We start from the raw sequence: 19,964 nt of genomic DNA on the forward strand, positions 1-19,964 counted from the left end.
GGAGCGCGCCTCTCATTGCTTTTTTGCATGAAGAGGACATATTCATTTCTAACAACATAGAAAGTAGGGAAAATTGTGGGTTTAATTGTGCAAAAATTTGGTGGGACCTCAGTAGGCAGTTCAGAACGAATTAAAAATGTTGCCGAGCGAGTATTAGAAGAAAAGAATAATGGAAATGACGTTGTCGTTGTTGTATCGGCAATGGGGAAAACCACTGACGTATTAGTTTCATTAGCCAAAGAACTTTCAGCCAATCCGTCAAAACGGGAAATGGATATGCTCTTATCAACAGGAGAGCAAGTAACCATCGCTTTACTTTCAATGGCGCTTGCTGAAAAAGGTGTAAGTGCCACTTCGTTTACAGGTTGGCAAGCAGGAATATCAACCGAGTCCGTACATAGCAACGCGCGGATTACGCATATTGATACGAAGGCCATTCAAGCGCAAATAGAGGCTGGACAGGTTGTTGTCGTTGCAGGTTTCCAAGGAATTTCCGAAACGGGTGATATTACGACATTAGGCCGAGGTGGATCTGATACGACGGCTGTGGCGTTAGCTGCAGCGTTAGGGGCAGATAAGTGTGATATTTACACAGATGTAACAGGTGTTTTTACCACTGATCCACGGTATGTAAAGGAAGCACGTAAATTACTTTCCGTTTCCTACGATGAGATGCTTGAGCTGGCAAATTTAGGGGCAGGCGTGTTACATCCGCGTGCAGTTGAATTTGCAAAAAATTATCAAGTGCCATTGGAAGTTCGATCCAGTTTGGAGAGAGTAGCAGGAACAATTATTGAGGAGGAAGCAAGCATGGAACAAAACTTAATTGTACGCGGTGTGGCGTTTGAAGATGAAATTACAAGGGTAACTGTTTTTGGTTTGCCTAATTCATTCACAAGCTTATCAACCATTTTTACCACACTGGCATCGAACCATATTAACGTCGATATTATTATTCAAAGCATAACTTCTGAGGATACGACAAACCTTTCCTTTTCTATAAAAACAGACTCACTGGATGAAACTATAGAAGTGCTCGAGAAAAATAAAGAATTACTAATGTTTGACCGAGTTGAGAGTGAAACCGGTTTAGCAAAAGTTTCGATTGTTGGATCAGGGATGATATCAAATCCGGGTGTAGCGGCAGAAATGTTCGAAGCACTTGCTAAAAACCAAATTCAAATAAAAATGGTAAGTACATCCGAAATAAAAGTTTCTACAGTCGTTGAAAAGGAACATATGTTACATGCCGTACAAGTATTACATGATACATTTGAACTTGCCGGTGCATTTGCGAATGCATAAACCCAAAAACGAGGTGCCCTTCATCAAAGGGCACCTCGTTTTAGTTAGAATAAATCCTTCTGATCCCATCTTACTGTTATTTCAATAATGCCCGCTTTCTTATGTATTTGAACATTTGCCTCTGCGACCATCCTAAGTTGGTTTTCGATTTGTTGGGCTAAAAAACCAGCTTCTAAGCGAAAATGGATATCTTGCTTCAACTTCAGTCTTCTACTAATTAATTCACTCGTCAGTTCAAATATTAATTCATTTTTATGTTCTTTTTTTACTGTTAAAGTTCCCCAAGCGGCTTCGGAAAAAAATGCTGATATTTCATCTAGATTTTGCAATAGATAATTTCTAGCCAGTTGTTTGCCTGCCCAGTATAAGATTTCAGGAGCATCTTTGCCAAGAATATTACTTAAAAGCTCTTCACGAATTAACTCATATCCAAATGAAGGAACCGAAATCTCATGTAACGAAATTTCCTCCTCCATACTTCTTAACTTTTTCACATGTTTCTCCTCTCTTTCTATTATCCTATTATAATCAAAATTTCCTTTAAGTTTGTAAAAAAATTCAACCTTATCCATGAACATTTTTATTATGAACAAAAATAATTATTACTGAATTGGTAAATATTACAGTTCTGAAATTTCCGATAATTATCTTAGCAAAATTATTGTGTAATCGTTTCCTTGACGCTTCAACTTGATGGGAGTAAAATGAATTTGTCACATAATTGTACGAAAAGTGTCGAAACTTTTTCACAGTGATGATAGGTTTATCTTCCATAGAAGGGGAATTTAGGATAGATATACCTAATACTTAATTAACTTTTAATTTTTAAGGGGGGTACATGATGGCAGGTAATCGTGAGTTTTTTAATCGGAGATTGCACTCATTACTAGGGGTAATTCCGGTTGGTTTGTTTTTAATGCAGCATATGATAGTCAATCAATTTGCCACAAGAGGGGAATCGGCTTTCAATAGCGCTGCTAATTTTATGGCAAATCTTCCATTCCGGTATTTATTAGAGGCTTTTATCATTTTCTTACCGTTATTATTCCATGCAATCTACGGACTTTACATCGCTTTTACTGCTAAAAACAACGCAAGTCGCTACGGTTTTTTCCGTAACTGGATGTTCCTATTACAACGTGTTTCCGGTGTGATTACTCTAATTTTTATCACTTGGCACGTATGGGAAACCCGTGTGGCCGCAGCTTTTGGTGCAGAAGTAAACTTTGATATGATGGCAAATATTTTATCAAATCCGTTTATGTTCGCATTCTATGTTGTCGGTGTCATTTCTACAACATTCCACTTCGCGAATGGATTATGGTCATTTTTGGTAAGCTGGGGGATCACCGTATCGCCTCGTTCACAGGTCATTTCTACTTATGTGACTATTGTGATTTTCCTTGCCACATCATTTGTGTTTGTCAGAACACTATTTGCATTTGTTAGCTAATATTATCGATTCTATTGAAATATGAAAGATTTGAGGAAAGTAGGAGTGAGTCACGATGAGTAAAGGTAAAGTGATTGTTGTCGGTGGCGGTCTCGCTGGCCTTATGGCAACTGTCAAAGTTGCAGAATCCGGTACACCCGTTGAATTATTCTCGTTAGTTCCTGTTAAACGTTCTCACTCTGTTTGTGCCCAAGGTGGTATTAATGGAGCGGTTAATACAAAGGGTGAAGGGGACTCTCCTTGGATCCACTTTGACGATACAATTTATGGTGGAGATTTCTTGGCTAATCAGCCACCTGTTAAAGCAATGGCAGAGGCAGCACCTGGAATAATTCATTTATTTGACCGTATGGGTGTTATGTTTAACCGGACGCCTGAAGGTTTATTAGACTTCCGTCGTTTCGGTGGTACGCAACATCATCGTACGGCATTTGCCGGGGCAACAACTGGGCAGCAATTACTATATGCTCTTGATGAGCAAGTTCGCCGTCATGAGGTAGCCGGTCTTGTTACGAAATATGAAGGCTGGGAATTCTTGGGTTCAGTTCTTGATGATGAAGGCATCTGCCGCGGGGTTGTATGTCAAAATCTTAAGACAATGGAAATTAAATCATTTGCTGCAGATGCGGTAATCCTTGCAACTGGTGGTCCTGGGATTATTTTTGGGAAGACAACTAACTCAGTTATTAATACTGGTTCAGCAGCTGCGATTGCCTACCAGCAAGGTGTTTATTATGCAAATGGAGAATTCATTCAAATCCATCCAACAGCCATCCCTGGTGATGATAAGCTGCGCTTAATGAGTGAATCAGCTCGTGGTGAAGGTGGACGCGTCTGGACATATAAAGATGGTAAGCCATGGTACTTCCTTGAAGAAAAATATCCGGCATATGGAAACCTTGTTCCACGTGATATTGCAACACGTGAAATTTTCCATGTTTGTGTGGATTTAAAATTAGGTATCAATGGCGAAAACATGGTTTACCTAGATTTATCTCATAAGGATCCAAAAGAGCTTGATATTAAACTTGGTGGTATCATTGAAATTTACGAGAAATTCATGGGTGATGATCCTCGTAAAGTTCCAATGAAAATTTTCCCTGCTGTTCACTATTCTATGGGTGGATTATGGGTAGATTACGACCAAATGACCAATATTCCAGGGTTATTCGCTGCGGGTGAATGTGATTATTCACAGCATGGTGCAAACCGTTTAGGTGCAAACTCTCTATTATCAGCAATCTATGGTGGTATGGTAGCGGGTCCAAATGCTGTTAAATATATTAATGGATTAGAAAAGAGCGTAGACTCTCTATCTTCTACTGTATTTGATGGCGCCGTGAAACAAGAAGAAGAAAAATGGAATAAGATTATGTCCATGAACGGTACCGAGAATGCGTATGTTATCCATAAAGAATTAGGGGAATGGATGACAGATAACGTAACAGTTGTTCGTTTTAACGATAAACTTCTAAAAACAGATGAGAAGATTCAAGAGCTACTTGAACGTTTTGAGAAAATTAATATTAACGATACGGCTAGATGGAGCAATCAAGGAGCTAGCTTTACACGCCAGTTACAAAACATGCTTCAATTATCACGTGTTATCACACTTGGTGCTTATAATCGTAATGAGAGCCGTGGTGCACATTATAAGCCAGATTTCCCTGAGCGAAATGATGAAGAATTCTTGAAAACAACAATGGCTAAGTTTGTCAATGGTAAGTCTGCACCAGCTTTCCATTACGATGAAGTAGATACTTCGTTGATCAAGCCTCGTAAGCGTGATTATTCGAAGAAGAAGGGAGAGTAGAAAGGTATGTCTGAACAAAAAACCGTAAAATTTATCATTTCACGTCAAGACAGTCCTGATTCTGCTCCTTACACGGAGGAATTCGAACTGGCATATCGTCCTAATATGAACGTTATTTCGGCTTTAATGGAGATTCGACGTAATCCGAAAAATGCTAAAGGTGAAGATACAACACCAATCACTTGGGACATGAACTGTTTGGAGGAGGTATGTGGAGCTTGTTCAATGATTATTAACGGCAAGCCACGCCAATCTTGTTCAGCGTTAGTGGATCAATTAGAACAACCGATTCGCTTAGAGCCAATGAGAACGTTCCCTGTTGTACGTGACCTACAAGTTGACCGTAGTCGTATGTTTGATTCCCTGAAAAAGGTTAAGGCATGGATTCCGATTGACGGTACTTACGATTTAGGACCTGGACCACGTATGCCGGAAACGAAACGTCAATGGGCTTATGAATTATCAAAATGTATGACTTGTGGTGTTTGTTTAGAAGCATGTCCGAATGTAAATAGCAAATCTGATTTCATCGGACCAGCTCCGTTATCACAAGTACGACTATTCAATGCTCATCCAACTGGGGAAATGAATAAAGCAGAACGCCTCCAAACGATTATGGGGGACGGTGGACTTGCAAACTGCGGTAACTCACAAAACTGTGTGCAATCATGTCCAAAGGGAATTCCTTTAACAACATCGATTGCTGCACTAAACCGCGACACAACTTTCCAAGCATTCAAAAACTTCTTCGGAAGCGACCAAATTTAAAATTAAGGGTTCCCTATTACTGGGAGCCCTTATTCCATTTTTAAAATAATATTTTTTGAAATACTTATATTTTACATTTCAAGCTCTTTTCAAGTTTCTAGTCACTAGTTTGGTATTTTATACATATGATATGGTGACTAAATCTATACCCATCCCACGGTTCAAAGCTGGCGAAGGCAAGGAGGGTTACAGTACTTGAAGGAGAATGAATATACTCACAAGCCATTACTCACCAAAAGAGAACGAGAAGTATTCGAACTGTTAGTCCAAGATAAAACGACAAAAGAAATCGCTAGTGAATTATTTATAAGCGAAAAGACAGTTCGGAACCACATATCCAATGCCATGCAAAAGCTTGGTGTTAAGGGGCGTTCACAAGCGGTTGTAGAACTCCTTCGTATGGGAGAGCTAGAACTTTAAAGTTGACCGGCAATCATGTAAGTTGATTGCCGGTTAATCATTTTTCGACATATTATCTTGAATTTTTATTGAAAAAGATAGAAAATAAAAGTAGACACCCTAAATGTTTAAGGTTAGACCTTTTTCTTGATACAAAAAAATAAACAGAGGAGATGAAAAAATGAAAATTGAAGAGCTTGAAAGAAAGGCAGCAGCACAACTTGTTGCTGAAATTGAAAAAGAATTGCGCTACATATCGGGAATTGTTAAGCAAAAGGGAAGAGAAATCCTTAGTAATTATACGATTACACCACCCCAGTTTGTCGCTTTACAATGGTTGTTTGAAGAGGGTGACATGACAATTGGGGAGCTTTCCAATAAAATGTATTTAGCTTGTAGCACAACTACAGACCTCGTTGATCGAATGGAAAAAAATACACTTGTTATGCGTGTAAAAGATCCTAATGATCGTAGAGTGGTGCGCATTCACCTATTAGAAGAGGGTGAACGAATTATTGAAGAGGTAATTGATAAAAGACAAGCTTATCTACAGGGTGTATTAAAAGACTTTTCATCAGAAGAAGTAGAGGCCTTAAGAGGAAGCCTATTAAAGCTACATCAAGAAATGCGATAAGAATGAGGCGAGATGTTTGAAACAACCGATAGGTATTATTGATTCAGGTGTCGGTGGGTTAACTGTAGTAAAAGAAGTAATGCGCCAGCTGCCCTATGAACAAATTTATTATCTTGGGGATACTGCGCGATGTCCGTATGGCCCGCGTTCCACAGAGGAAATAAAACTTTTTACATGGCAGTTAACCGAATTTTTACTAAAACAAAACATTAAAATGTTGGTCATTGCCTGTAATACAGCTACCGCGGTAGTACTGGATGAAATACGTGAAACCTTGCCTATACCCGTTATCGGAGTGATTTATCCAGGTGCCAGAGCAGCTATTAAAGTGACTAACAATTTTCGGGTTGGTGTTCTAGGAACAATTGGAACGGTAAGAAGTGGTGCCTATGAAAAAGCTTTAAAATCATATCAGCAAAAAATCAGTGTCATCAGTTTGGCTTGTCCTAAATTTGTCCCATTAGTGGAAAGCGGTGAAACGGATGGGCCAATTGCCAAAAAAATGGTCGCTGAAACATTGCAACCATTAAAAAACAAGGGATTGGATACCATAATTTTAGGTTGTACCCATTATCCACTGCTAGAACCACTAATTAAAAATGTGATGGGGAAAAATGTCCAAATCATTAGTTCAGGGGATGAGACTGCACACGAAATGAGCGCCATCCTTGACCATAGTGGCCAGTTAAACCCTTCTTTAGAAGAACCAGTTCATCAATTTTTCACGACCGGTTCCACCACGATATTTTCAAAAATTGCATCGAATTGGCTAGGTAGGAAAATTGACACTGTCCAGCAAATAAAAATTGATTAAAGAATCCTTTCTGTTCAATATGAAAGGATTCTTTTTTTTATTAATCTTAAAAAACTTTTATAAGCGTCGGTCTATTTTTTAAAGAGCTTGTATATATATTAGTACAAACCGTCTCAGGAGGGATAATTCATGTCCGTTAATAAAAAAACAACAACGAGCCTTGTTTCAGCAGTCCTTGTCTCATCTGTTCTTCTATCAGGCTGTGGGCTATTTGGGGAAGAAAAGAAAACGCAAATTGATCCACCGCAGGAGGTAACATACACGGATGAAAATCAAGAATCCGTTGTAACAAATGATGTGACAGGGACTGCGACTGGTGATGTTATTGCTGAAAGTACAGTCATGACAGAGCTTTATTTAATTGATAAAAATGGTTTTGTCGTTCCGCAAACAATGGCATTACCAAATACAGAAGCAGTTGCTACCCAAGCATTACAATACCTAGTTGAAAACGGGGAGGTAACAGACCTATTGCCAAACGGATTCCGTGCTGTACTTCCCGAAGATACTCAAGTTTCAATTGATGTAAAGGATAAAGTGGCTACGGTTAATTTTTCAAAGGAATTTAAGAACTATAAAGAGGAAGATGAAATGAAGATAGTCCAAGCGGTAACTTGGACATTAACACAATTCGATTCAATCGATCGTGTGTCGTTCAAAATGAATGGTCATGAACTTACAGAAATGCCGGTTAAAGGAACACCGATTGGTAAAACGGTTAGTCGGGTAAATGGAATTAATATGGATAATTCAGATGTTTCCGATATCACAAATACAAAGCCAATCACCGTTTATTATCTTGGTGGCGATGAAAGCAATTATTATTATGTGCCAGTTACGAAACGTGTCAGCAATTCAACCTCTAATCCTGTCGAAGCGGTTGTCAATGAGTTAGTTGAAGGTCCAAACTATGCTTCCGGGCTCGTGTCAGAATTTTTATCAGGTGTAAAATTAATTGAGAAACCAAAAGTTACTGACGGAAAAGTGACATTAAATTTTAATGATGCATTGTATAGTAGCCACAATGAACAAAAAATCATTTCGGACCACTTACTGACATCTCTAGTTCTTTCCTTGACTGAACAGCAAGGGATTGAAAGTGTTTCGGTTATGGTCAATGGCGATGCAAATCTCGTTAAGGAAAATGGTGACAAACTTTCTGAACCAGTAACGAGGCCAGAAAAAGTAAATACAGGTAGTTTCTAATAAATAATTTTTGTTATACTATATAATGACAATCAAAGAGGTAGGCATAAAGTGCCGCCTCTTTCTTATTTAGTCAGTGTTAATGTGCTGGGAGGAAACAAGACATGCGCTTCGATGGAAGGCAAAATAACGAACTTAGACCAATACATATTGAAACGAACTATTTAATCCATCCGGAAGGGTCCGTGATGATTACCGTCGGCGAGACAAAAGTAATCTGTACCGCAAGTATTGAGGACCGTGTTCCCCCGTTTTTGCGAAACCAAGGAAAGGGCTGGATTACAGCTGAATATGCGATGCTACCAAGGGCAACTGGAACCCGTAATATTCGTGAATCCTCAAAAGGTAAAGTGTCGGGGAGAACAATGGAAATACAACGTCTGATTGGGCGCGCCTTGCGTTCGGTCGTTAATCTTGACGCAGTTGGTGAGAAAACTATTTGGATCGATTGTGATGTTATTCAAGCAGATGGTGGAACGAGAACAGCCTCCATTACGGGCGCATATGTCGCCATGGTACAAGCCCTATATAAATTGTACACCAACAAGTCGATTTCAAAATTTCCTGTTCATGATTTTTTAGCAGCAACAAGTGTTGGGATTTTGGAAAATGGTCAAACCGTATTAGATTTAAACTATGTTGAAGATTCTGCTGCCCAAGTGGATATGAATGTTGTCATGACAGGAAGCGGAGAATTTGTTGAATTACAAGGAACGGGAGAAGAATCAACTTTTTCTTATAACCAATTGCATGAATTACTAAAATCGGCTCAAGAAGGATTGATGGAGCTATTTGAATTTCAAAAGAATGCGCTTGGCGAAAATGTCGTCAAATTAATCTCGACGACAAGTAAGGGGAAAAGTAAATGAAGGAACTTGTAATTGCCACGAAAAATAAAGGTAAAGCAAAGGAATTTGAAAATCTGTTTTCGACCTATGGTTTTCAGGTTAAAACATTAATTGATTATCCTGAAGCTGAAGATATTGAGGAAACCGGTACGACCTTTGAGGAAAATGCAATCCTAAAAGCGGAGGCCGTTTCCCTTCTTTTAGGGCGCCCTGTTCTAGCTGATGATTCTGGACTGGTCGTCGATGCATTAAATGGTCGCCCAGGCATTTATTCTGCCCGCTATGCGGGTGTAACAAAAAATGATGAGGCCAATATGGACAAGGTGTTAGACGAATTACAAGATGTACCAGACCAGGAACGTACTGCGAGATTCTACTGCGCCTTAGCGATTGCAATCCCCGGTCAAAAAACCTATACGGTTTCAGGTACATGCGAAGGAAAAATCTTAAAGGAACGACGCGGACACAATGGTTTTGGATATGATCCGATTTTTTATGTTTCTGAAAAAAAGCTGGCCATGGCCGAATTGTCATCCGAGGAGAAAAATGCAATTAGTCACCGCGCTAAGGCTCTCGAGAAGCTAAGTCAGGATATCGAAACGATTTTTGCGGATGTAGCCGTTGATGGTTAAGGTATTGGTTGTCAGCGATAGTCATGGATTAACAAATGAGTTAATGGAAATTAAGGCCAAGCATCAGGATTCGGTTGATCTCATGATCCATTGTGGCGATTCAGAATTAATGTCTGACCATCCTGCCTTATCAGGATTTACGGTCGTTAGGGGAAATTGCGATTGGAATGATCAATTTTCTGAGGAATCTATTCAAGAAAAAGGTGGAAAACGGATTTTTGTGACTCATGGTCATCACCATAGAGTCAAATCCTCACTCTTAGCCTTATCTTATCGAGCTGCCGAGCTAGGTGTTAATATTGTTTGTTTTGGTCATTCCCATATTCTTGGTGCGGAAGTGATCGGTAATGTGCTTTTTCTCAATCCGGGAAGCATCCGCCTCCCACGTATGCGGAAAGAAAAAACTTATTGTATTTTGGAAATAATCAATGACAAAATCCGATTAAATGTATATGATATTAATCTAGGGCTACTACCTGAGTTAAATCTTGAATTTATCGTAAATTCTTAGCCACTTCACTTTGGGGGAAATTTCTCCCCCTAGATACTTTAAAAGTTTTTTAGAAAAAGTATTTTAAAGTGTTGACAATTAGTAATTACACTACTATAATAAAAAATGTCTTAAAAATTACTTATGTCCCAGTAGCTCAGCCGGATAGAGCATACGCCTTCTAAGCGTACGGTCGGGAGTTCGAATCTCTCCTGGGACGCCATTTTAACTACATACCAACTTATCAATTACTCACCTAGCGATGGTGAGTTTTTTTGTTCCATTTTGTTTTTTTAAAGCCTCCGTGCTAAACTACTCTACAAAGATACTTTCTAAGGCGGAAATGTCATGAAGAAGCGACGAAAAGCCAAACATCATCAGGATAATATTTTCCTTTTCCCGAATGTAGACAAGCTTTTACTAGAAAAAGGCTTGGATCGGCTTAAAAACAAAAAATTTAATGAGGCAATCGAATTCCTCGAAGAGGCCCAACAGCTTGACGAGGATAATGAGGATATAGCTTTTGGTCTTATTGTTGCTTACTTTGAAGTCAATAATTTGACCGCTGCTAAGGAACTTGCCCAGTCTACCTTAAAAAAAGGGGCGGTAGACTATTTTCAATTAATTGATATCTACATCACCATTCTCTTGCAACTAAACGAATACGAGGAAATTGTTGCAACGATTGGAGCCCTTTTAGAGGAAAAAGAAATTCCGATTGAAAAACTGGATAGTTTCACTAAAATCCTTGAGTTTAGCAAACGAAAGTTAGATACGGTTCATTCGGCTAGTGAGCAAGTTGAAGATGAATCAATAGAAGAATGGAATCTCTTAGAATATGAGAGCTTAAACGAACAGTTCCTAGCTGTTGCCGAACTCGCTCACAAAAATGTGAGAGCCTATTTACCCCATATACGCATCTATCTTCAATCTCCTGATGGACATCCCTTTGTGAAAACGATGTTACTTCAATTATTAAAGGAGCAAGAAGTTAGTCAGGAGGTCGAAGTTGAGAAATTTGACAAGTACATAAAAATGAAACCTGTAGAATTGCCTAATATGGAACAATATTTAGCAGATTCTCCTGGTCTGGAACATTTAAAAAATGAGCTAGAGCAGGATAACCCAACTCTATTCGAAAGTATTAATGCCATTTTCGCAAGGCATTCATTCTTATTGTACCCGCTCTCCCGAGAACCAATCACGCCATCAGTATGGGCGGCTGCTTACCATTATATCGGTCTGGAATTTTATGGTGAACAGGTTTCTATCGAAAAATTAGCAAAAAAATATCTAATAAATCAAGGGGAAATATCGGAAACTCTAAGGTTTCTCAAAAAATTAGAAGAAATTTCTTCCCCGATTCTATAGGTTAGAATGTTGAAAGAAAGCAAACGTGTGTTATAATGTAGTGGTTGTAATGTGTAAGAAAACATATTTTACATACGGATGGATATGGACTTGTAAGGCAAGAAGTATTCAACCAATAAACTTTCATGAAGTGATAAATAGATGTTGGAGGGAAAATGCAAATGTCTGCAAAATGGGAAAAGTTAGAAGGGAACCAAGGGGTCCTAACTGTAGAAGTTGAAGCTACAGAAGTAAGCAAAGGGTTAGACGCTGCGTTCCAAAAGGTTGTTAAAAAAGTAAATGTACCTGGATTCCGTAAAGGCAAAATGCCTCGTGCTCTTTTTGAAAAGCGTTTCGGTGTGGAATCATTATATCAAGATGCACTAGATATTCTATTACCTGAAGCATATGCTAGCGCAGTTCTTGAAACTGGAATTGAGCCAGTTGACCGTCCTGAAATTGATATCGAACAAATGGAAAAAGGTCAAAACCTAATCTTTAAAGCGACTGTAACCGTTAAGCCTGAAGTGAAGTTAGGTGAATACAAAGGCTTAGAAGTAGAAGCTATTGACACAACAGTTACTGATGAAGATGTTGAAAATGAAATTAAGTCACTTCAAGAGCGTCAAGCTGAGCTTGTTGTGAAAGAAGAAGGCACAGCTGAAAACGGTGATACTGTTGTCATTGACTTTGTTGGATTCCTAGGAGAAGAAGAATTCGAAGGTGGAAAAGCTGAAAACTACTCATTAGAGCTTGGTTCAGGTTCATTTATTCCAGGATTCGAAGAGCAATTAGTTGGCGCGGCTGCTGGTGAAACAAAGGATGTTAACGTAACATTCCCTGAAGAATACCATGCAACTGAATTAGCTGGAAAGCCTGTTGTATTCAAAGTAACTGTTCATGAGATCAAAACAAAAGAACTTCCAGCTTTAGATGACGAATTCGCTAAAGATGTTGATGAAGAAGTCGAGACATTAGATGCATTAAAAACAAAAATTAAAGACCGTTTAGTTCACGATAAAGAACATCAAGCTGAGCATCATGTTCGCGATGCAGTTGTAGAAGCAGCAGCTAACAATACTGAAGTGGATATTCCTGAAGCAATGGTTGAAACTGAACTTGAGCGAATGATGAACGAGTTTGAGCAACGTTTACAAATGCAAGGATTAAACCTTGAACTATACTTCCAATTCTCAGGTCAAAACGAAGAAGTACTTCGTGAGCAAATGAAAGAGGAAGCTCAAAAGCGTGTTCGTGTAAACTTAACACTTGAAGCGATTGCAAAAGCTGAAAATCTTGAAGTAACTGATGAAGAAGTTGAAAAAGAACTTGAAACAATGTCTAAAGTTTACAATATGACTGTAGATAACATCAAAAAAGCATTAGGTGACTTTAGCGGCTTAAAAGGTGATCTACAATTGAAAAAAGCAGTAGACTTCTTAGTAGAAAACAAAAAATAATTCATGAAATTATACAGGGCACGATCCTAATCGTGCCTTGTTTTTTAACTAGGCTCTTTTATATCCATATAATACATAAGTACTAAATAGAAGGCGAAAGATTTTTTTTATTAATATTTGGTTATCCTTAACACGTACACTAATTTTAATTGACGGTTATAAAGAAAATTTTCAATACATATCATAAGTTAAATTCCATATGGATTTCACTGTAAGTTTCAAGTGTTATTATTTCCTGTCCGAATATAAAATGTGTTACAATCCAATACATAAATATAAGAATGTTTTATAGAAAAATGAATAGATCAATTTTATCTTTTATAACCGTCATTATTTTTTAGGTAGAAAGTTTTTCAAGGGGTGAAAATATTGTTCAAATTTAATGATGAAAAAGGGCAATTAAAGTGCTCATTTTGTGGGAAGACTCAAGATCAAGTCCGTAAATTAGTTGCTGGTCCAGGTGTTTATATATGTGATGAATGTATTGAGCTTTGCACCGAAATCGTTGAAGAGGAATTAGGAACGGAAGAAGAAGTAGAATTTAAAGATGTACCAAAGCCAAAGGAAATTCGCGAAATTTTGGATGAATATGTTATTGGACAGGATCAAGCAAAGAAATCCTTAGCTGTTGCGGTGTACAACCATTACAAACGTATTAATTCCAATAGTAAAATTGATGATGTCGAGCTTTCAAAAAGTAATATTTGTATGATTGGACCGACAGGAAGCGGTAAAACGCTATTAGCCCAAACCTTGGCTCGAATTCTAAACGTTCCTTTTGCCATTGCTGACGCAACATCACTGACAGAAGCCGGTTACGTAGGAGAAGACGTAGAAAACATTTTATTAAAGTTAATTCAATCTGCAGACTATGATGTAGAGAAGGCTGAAAAAGGTATTATTTATATCGATGAAATCGATAAGATTGCTCGTAAGTCCGAGAACCCATCTATCACACGTGACGTTTCAGGTGAGGGTGTTCAACAAGCTTTATTAAAAATTCTTGAGGGTACAGTTGCAAGTGTTCCACCACAGGGTGGTCGTAAGCACCCGCACCAAGAATTTATCCAAATTGACACAACCAATATCCTATTCATTTGCGGTGGAGCATTCGATGGGATTGAGCCAATCATTAAGCGTCGCCTTGGTCAAAAAGTGATTGGTTTTGGCGGTGACAATAAACAGGCCGATATCAGTTCAAAAGAACTTCTATCGAAGGTATTACCTGAAGATTTATTACGCTTTGGATTAATTCCAGAATTTATTGGGCGTTTACCGGTTATTGCTAGCTTAGAACAATTAGACGAAGAGGCTCTAATCGAAATTTTAACGAAACCAAAAAATGCACTAGTCAAGCAATATCAAAAGATGCTTGAATTAGATGATGTTGATTTAGAGTTTGAAGAAGATGCACTAAAGGAAATTGCGAAAAAGGCCATTGAGCGTAAAACAGGTGCCCGTGGACTACGCTCCATTATTGAAGGTATAATGTTAGATGTGATGTTTGACCTGCCTTCTCGTGAAGATATCACAAAATGTGTGATTACGAAGGAAACGGTTTTAAATAACAGCACACCAAAACTTTTACTAGATGACGGTACGGTAGTTGATAAGGAACGTTCTGCCTAATATTTGATAAAACTCGCCACTTTTTAAAGTGGCGTTTTTTTATATAAATTTTGTTCCATTCAGTGCGTTGGAGTAAATCTTTCTCACAATTCCTTGTTTATTCCCTCTTGCTTGCGGAGATAATAGCATATATGAGTTTGTAACAAGTGGGAGGAATAACATGACTTGGACGGGAATTGCCTTAATCATACAATTGTTCTTTGGGGTTATTATCGGACTATATTTCTGGAATTTATTAAAAGGGCAACGCTCACAAAAAATTTCGATTGATAAAGAATCACGAAAAGAGATGGAGCAGCTTAGAAAAATGAGGTCAATCACCTTAACGGAACCATTATCGGAAAAAGTGCGTCCGAGAGAGTTTCAAGACATCGTTGGGCAGGAGGACGGAATCAAGGCGCTCAAGGCTGCACTTTGTGGTCCGAATCCGCAACATGTGATCATTTATGGGCCACCAGGAGTCGGTAAAACTGCTGCTGCTCGCTTAGTTTTGGAAGAGGCGAAAAAGAATCAGAAATCACCTTTTCGACAAACCTCTGTTTTTATTGAACTGGATGCAACGACAGCAAGGTTCGATGAACGGGGAATAGCTGATCCTTTAATTGGTTCTGTACATGACCCTATATACCAAGGCGCTGGTGCGATGGGGCAGGCGGGAATCCCCCAACCGAAACAAGGTGCAGTTACCAATGCACATGGTGGAGTTCTGTTTATCGATGAAATCGGTGAGTTGCACCCAATCCAAATGAATAAGCTGTTAAAGGTGTTGGAGGACCGTAAAGTATTTTTGGAAAGTGCTTATTACCATGAGGAGAATTCGCAAATTCCAAATCACATCCATGATATTTTTAAAAATGGTCTACCAGCAGATTTCCGGTTAATTGGGGCGACAACACGAACACCAAGCGAAATACCACCTGCCATTCGTTCTAGATGTATGGAAGTATTTTTCCGTGAGCTTACTCAAGAGGAAATCTTCTCCATCGGTAAAAAAGCAGCTGCAAAAGTAAAACTAAAAATCGAGGATTCAGGTTTAGAAATTTTATCTAATTATGCCCGTAATGGACGTGAAGCAGTGAATATTATCCAAACTGCTGGTGGGATTGCCATTACGGAAGATCGCATGCATATTAAAGATGAAGATATTGAATGGGTTATCCATTCAAGCCAGCTAACCCCACGGATGGAGAAAAAAATCAACGAAAGCTCTTCCATTGGCCTTGTTAATGGTCTAGCCGTTTATGGACCAAACAGTGGGGCGTTATTGGAAATTGAAGTAACCGTGATACCTGCAAAGGAAAAAGGCTCGATTAATATTACCGGTATTGTTGACGAAGAAAGTATTGGCGGAAGTGGTAAATCGATTCGCCGAAAAAGTATGGCGCGCGGCTCGATTGAAAATGTTATCACTGTGCTACGCTCAATGGGAGTTCCAGCGGACGAATTTGATATCCATGTCAACTTCCCAGGTGGTGTGCCTATCGATGGTCCATCAGCAGGTATCGCAATGGCAACAGGGATTTATTCAGCCATCTATAAAATTCCTGTTGACCATACTTTAGCGATGACAGGGGAAATCAGTATCCATGGTCACGTAAAGCCTATCGGTGGTGTATATCCAAAAGTCGTGGCAGCGAAAAAAGCCGGTGCCAAAACGGTGATCATACCTAGCGAAAATAAGCAATCGATCTTGAACGAAATCAACGGAATAAATATTATTACCGTTAGTCACCTAGAAGAGGTCTTCGAAATAGCGCTAAAACTGAATTATTTAAAAGATGGAAAACCAGTGTCATTGGACTCCATTCCTGCATCCTTTGACATTTCCAAGAAGGAATCTGTGTAGTAGTTATATAGCTAAAAATCACCAGTAAAGCCCCTATAGATTGAAGCTAGACGATTGAAAAAACTTCGGTATGGTTAAATCCATTCCGAAGTTTTTTTCTTGTTTAAAAATAGCTAGTTAAATTGATACTAATAAAGCGATTAGCAGTCCGCCCGAAAAAATAGACACTTTTTCTTAAATAAGTTAGAATTGTACAAAGGTTACATGAAGAAAATTTAAGGTAAAACGGAGGTGCTTTGCATGGCAAAACCAAAAGAGTACAACGTTCCACTACTTCCATTGAGAGGATTATTAGTTTATCCGACCATGGTTTTACATTTGGACGTTGGCCGTGAAAAATCAGTGCAAGCGCTAGAGAAAGCAATGGTGGGGGACCATCTCATTTTTTTAACAACCCAAAAGGATGTCTCTTTAGATGAACCAGTCGAAGAAGATTTATATCCAATGGGAACCTTAACGAAGGTAAAACAAATGCTCAAGCTCCCGAATGGAACTATTCGTGTGCTTGTGGAAGGGCTAAAACGGGCAGAAGTGATCCAATACTTACCCGAAACTTCTTACTTTTCTGTTAAGGTGAATACATACGAAGATGATGACACTAAGGATACTGAGCTGGAAGCGCTAATGCGAACAATGCTTGATTATTTTGAACAATACATAAAAATGTCAAAAAAAGTTTCAGCTGAAACCTATGCATCGGTCGTAGATATTGAGGAGCCAGGACGTATGGCCGATATTATCTCCTCCCACCTTCCATTAAAACTGAAGGAAAAACAAACCATATTAGAGACTCTCGATGTCAAAGAACGCGTTAGTCGATTAATCGATATTATTCATAACGAAAAAGAAGTACTTAACCTTGAAAAGAAAATCGGCCAACGTGTGAAAAAATCGATGGAACGCACCCAAAAGGAATACTATTTGCGTGAGCAAATGAAAGCTATCCAAAAGGAACTGGGCGATAAGGAAGGAAAAACAGGCGAAGTTGCCGAACTTACCGAAAAAATTGAGCAAGCCGGCATGCCCGAACATGTATTAAAGACCGCTTATAAAGAGTTAGAACGTTATGAAAAAGTACCTTCTAGTTCTGCTGAAAGTGCTGTTATTCGCAATTATTTAGAATGGTTAATTTCGTTACCTTGGTCGAATGCAACCGATGATGATCTCGATATCGGAAAGGCCGAAAGAATTTTAAATGAAGATCATTACGGTCTGGAAAAGGTTAAGGAGCGGGTGCTGGAATATCTGGCCGTTCAAAAATTAACCAATAGTCTTAAGGGTCCTATTCTTTGTTTAGCTGGACCTCCAGGAGTAGGGAAAACGAGTTTAGCTCGTTCCATCGCTCGATCGTTGAATCGTCATTTTGTTCGGGTATCGCTCGGTGGTGTTCGGGATGAGTCAGAAATCCGCGGTCACCGACGGACTTATGTAGGAGCAATGCCAGGCAGGATAATCCAGGGGATGAAAAAGGCCGGAACGATTAATCCAGTCTTCCTGCTAGATGAAATTGATAAAATGTCAAGCGACTTCCGCGGCGACCCATCTGCAGCCATGCTAGAGGTATTAGACCCAGAACAAAATCATAACTTTAGCGACCATTATATAGAAGAGACCTACGATCTATCGAAGGTTATGTTTATTGCTACAGCCAATAACCTAGCGACCATTCCAGGGCCATTACGAGACCGCATGGAAATTATCACGATTGCCGGTTACACGGAAGTAGAAAAGCTCTATATAGCTAAAGAACATTTATTGCCTAAGCAAGTCAAGGAGCATGGTTTGACAAAAGGAGTTCTCCAGATTCGTGATGAGGGAATTCAAAAAATTATCCGTTATTACACGAGAGAAGCGGGGGTTCGTTCCTTAGAGCGACAAATGGCTAGCATCTGCCGGAAAACAGCGAAAATTATCGTTTCGGGTACAAAAAAGAAAGTGGTCATTACCGATAAAAATGTTGAAGAATTTTTAGGTAAACCAATTTTCCGTTATGGTGAAGCTGAATTAGAAGATCAGGTTGGTGTGGCAACAGGTCTCGCCTATACAACCGTTGGTGGAGATACGCTTCAAATCGAGGTATCGTTAGCACCTGGAAAAGGAAAGCTAGTCTTAACAGGTAAGCTAGGCGATGTGATGAAGGAATCTGCCCAAGCGGCTTTCAGTTACATTCGGTCGAAATCAGCAGAACTAAACATTGAATCAGATTTTCATGAAAAGTATGATATTCATATTCACGTTCCAGAAGGTGCTGTACCAAAGGATGGACCATCTGCTGGGATAACGATAGCTACTGCACTTGTTTCCGCTTTAACAGGTAGACCGATTCGCCGCGAGGTTGGCATGACGGGTGAAATTACCTTACGTGGTCGCGTGTTGCCAATTGGTGGCTTAAAGGAAAAAACCTTAAGCGCGCATCGTGCCGGATTAACCAAAATCATTTGTCCTAAAGACAATGAAAAGGACATTGAAGACATCCCGGAAAGTGTCCGCGATGATTTAACTTTTGTATTAGTTTCGCATGTAGATGAGGTTTTAAAGAATGCTTTATTGGATGGTGCTCGTGAATGAAGGTAACTAGTTCGGAAATTGTGATAAGTGCTGTTAAACCCGAACAGTATCCTGAAAGTGATTTACCAGAGTTTGCGCTGGCTGGCCGTTCAAATGTTGGGAAGTCTTCTTTCATTAACAAAATGCTAAACCGCCGTGGTTTGGCACGTATTTCATCAAAGCCTGGTAAAACGCAAACATTGAATTTCTATATAATTAATGAAATGCTGCATTTTGTCGATGTCCCCGGATACGGTTATGCGAAAGTTTCCAAAAAGGAACGCGAAGCTTGGGGGAAAATGATTGAGACGTACTTTACGACACGTGAGCAACTCCGTGCGGTCGTACTGATCGTTGATCTCCGTCACCCCCCAACGGAAGATGATTGCATGATGTACGGATTTTTAAAGCATTACGGAATTCCGTGCATTATTATTGCCACCAAGGCTGATAAAATTCCAAGGGGCAAGTGGCAGAAACATTTGAAGGTGACCAAGGAAAAGCTTCAAGCCGATTCAAGCGACCCGATGATTGTGTTTTCTTCGGAAACCGGTTTAGGAAAAGATGAAGCTTGGGCTGTGATGAGTCAGTATATGTGATGTGTTTTTGACTGAACCGGGAGCGGGTGTTGCCTGGTTCAGTTTTTTTTGTTGGCCACAAATGTGGCGAAGTTGTGAAAAAAGTAAATAAAATGTTATTAGGGTAAATATAATCCGAAATTAGGTAAATATGTCCATCAAAAAGGTAAATAAAGTTCTAATAAAGGTAAA

General features: G+C 39.2%; 18 protein-coding genes and 1 tRNA gene. 18 read left to right on the plus strand and 1 reads right to left on the minus strand.

Features of this window, described 5'->3' with window-relative positions:
* Positions 1-75: 75 nt before the first annotated feature.
* Positions 76-1,305 (plus strand): aspartate kinase, encoded by a 1,230-nt coding sequence (locus tag ACX9YW_RS10870; protein ID WP_460346179.1) that lies wholly within the window; start codon positions 76-78, stop codon positions 1,303-1,305.
* Between the two features lie 44 nt (positions 1,306-1,349).
* On the opposite strand, the gene ACX9YW_RS10875 is transcribed toward ACX9YW_RS10870, so the two are convergent.
* Positions 1,350-1,799 (minus strand): YslB family protein, encoded by a 450-nt coding sequence (locus ACX9YW_RS10875; protein WP_460346181.1) that lies wholly within the window; start codon positions 1,797-1,799, stop codon positions 1,350-1,352.
* Between the two features lie 347 nt (positions 1,800-2,146).
* On the opposite strand from ACX9YW_RS10875, the gene ACX9YW_RS10880 reads away from it, so the two are divergent.
* The 17 genes from ACX9YW_RS10880 to yihA all read left to right on the plus strand — a co-directional run bounded on the left by ACX9YW_RS10880 (position 2,147) and on the right by yihA (position 19,793).
* The gene (locus ACX9YW_RS10880) at positions 2,147-2,758 is read left to right on the plus strand and encodes a succinate dehydrogenase cytochrome b558 subunit (RefSeq protein WP_460346318.1); all 612 of its coding nucleotides are present in this window, start codon (positions 2,147-2,149) and stop codon (positions 2,756-2,758) included.
* A gap of 55 nt (positions 2,759-2,813) precedes the next feature.
* Positions 2,814-4,571: a succinate dehydrogenase flavoprotein subunit gene (gene sdhA / locus ACX9YW_RS10885; protein ID WP_460346183.1), complete on the plus strand. Its 1,758-nt coding sequence runs from the start codon at positions 2,814-2,816 to the stop codon at positions 4,569-4,571.
* 6 nt (positions 4,572-4,577) lie between these two features.
* Positions 4,578-5,339 carry a succinate dehydrogenase iron-sulfur subunit gene (gene sdhB, locus ACX9YW_RS10890; protein ID WP_460346185.1) on the plus strand — a complete coding sequence of 254 codons (762 nt, stop codon included), beginning with the start codon at positions 4,578-4,580 and terminating at the stop codon, positions 5,337-5,339.
* A gap of 195 nt (positions 5,340-5,534) precedes the next feature.
* The gene (gerE, locus tag ACX9YW_RS10895) at positions 5,535-5,759 is read left to right on the plus strand and encodes a spore germination transcription factor GerE (RefSeq protein WP_019154738.1); all 225 of its coding nucleotides are present in this window, start codon (positions 5,535-5,537) and stop codon (positions 5,757-5,759) included.
* 160 nt (positions 5,760-5,919) lie between these two features.
* Positions 5,920-6,372: a MarR family winged helix-turn-helix transcriptional regulator gene (locus tag ACX9YW_RS10900; protein ID WP_460346188.1), complete on the plus strand. Its 453-nt coding sequence runs from the start codon at positions 5,920-5,922 to the stop codon at positions 6,370-6,372.
* A 16-nt stretch (positions 6,373-6,388) separates the two neighbouring features.
* Positions 6,389-7,186 (plus strand): glutamate racemase, encoded by a 798-nt coding sequence (racE, locus tag ACX9YW_RS10905; RefSeq protein ID WP_460346190.1) that lies wholly within the window; start codon positions 6,389-6,391, stop codon positions 7,184-7,186.
* 129 nt (positions 7,187-7,315) lie between these two features.
* Entirely contained in the window at positions 7,316-8,392 is a 1,077-nt protein-coding gene (locus ACX9YW_RS10910) for a GerMN domain-containing protein (RefSeq protein WP_460346192.1), read from the plus strand.
* Between the two features lie 104 nt (positions 8,393-8,496).
* Positions 8,497-9,261, plus strand: coding sequence for a ribonuclease PH (gene rph, locus ACX9YW_RS10915; RefSeq protein WP_460346194.1), 765 nt, complete (start codon positions 8,497-8,499; stop codon positions 9,259-9,261).
* Complete coding sequence (locus ACX9YW_RS10920; protein ID WP_460346196.1) at positions 9,258-9,872, plus strand: XTP/dITP diphosphatase; 615 nt, start codon at positions 9,258-9,260, stop codon at positions 9,870-9,872. The genes rph and ACX9YW_RS10920 overlap by 4 nt, the downstream gene beginning before the upstream one ends.
* Positions 9,865-10,383, plus strand: a complete 519-nt coding sequence (locus tag ACX9YW_RS10925; protein WP_460346198.1) for a metallophosphoesterase family protein — start codon at positions 9,865-9,867, stop codon at positions 10,381-10,383. Before ACX9YW_RS10920 ends, ACX9YW_RS10925 begins: the two co-directional genes overlap by 8 nt.
* Positions 10,384-10,508: 125 nt before the next feature.
* Positions 10,509-10,585, plus strand: a tRNA-Arg gene (locus ACX9YW_RS10930).
* A 125-nt stretch (positions 10,586-10,710) separates the two neighbouring features.
* The gene (locus ACX9YW_RS10935; protein ID WP_460346200.1) at positions 10,711-11,733 is read left to right on the plus strand and encodes a tetratricopeptide repeat protein; all 1,023 of its coding nucleotides are present in this window, start codon (positions 10,711-10,713) and stop codon (positions 11,731-11,733) included.
* Between the two features lie 161 nt (positions 11,734-11,894).
* Complete coding sequence (gene tig, locus ACX9YW_RS10940) at positions 11,895-13,172, plus strand: trigger factor (protein WP_460346202.1); 1,278 nt, start codon at positions 11,895-11,897, stop codon at positions 13,170-13,172.
* A 369-nt stretch (positions 13,173-13,541) separates the two neighbouring features.
* Positions 13,542-14,801, plus strand: coding sequence for an ATP-dependent protease ATP-binding subunit ClpX (gene clpX, locus ACX9YW_RS10945; RefSeq protein WP_460346204.1), 1,260 nt, complete (start codon positions 13,542-13,544; stop codon positions 14,799-14,801).
* 160 nt (positions 14,802-14,961) lie between these two features.
* Positions 14,962-16,647, plus strand: coding sequence for an ATP-dependent protease LonB (gene lonB, locus ACX9YW_RS10950; protein WP_460346206.1), 1,686 nt, complete (start codon positions 14,962-14,964; stop codon positions 16,645-16,647).
* A 240-nt stretch (positions 16,648-16,887) separates the two neighbouring features.
* Positions 16,888-19,215, plus strand: a complete 2,328-nt coding sequence (lon, locus tag ACX9YW_RS10955) for an endopeptidase La (RefSeq protein ID WP_460346208.1) — start codon at positions 16,888-16,890, stop codon at positions 19,213-19,215.
* Positions 19,212-19,793 carry a ribosome biogenesis GTP-binding protein YihA/YsxC gene (gene yihA / locus ACX9YW_RS10960; protein WP_460346210.1) on the plus strand — a complete coding sequence of 194 codons (582 nt, stop codon included), beginning with the start codon at positions 19,212-19,214 and terminating at the stop codon, positions 19,791-19,793. The genes lon and yihA overlap by 4 nt, the downstream gene beginning before the upstream one ends.
* The last annotated feature ends 171 nt before the right edge of the window (positions 19,794-19,964 follow it).

Source organism: Pseudoneobacillus rhizolycopersici, from assembly GCF_054786815.1.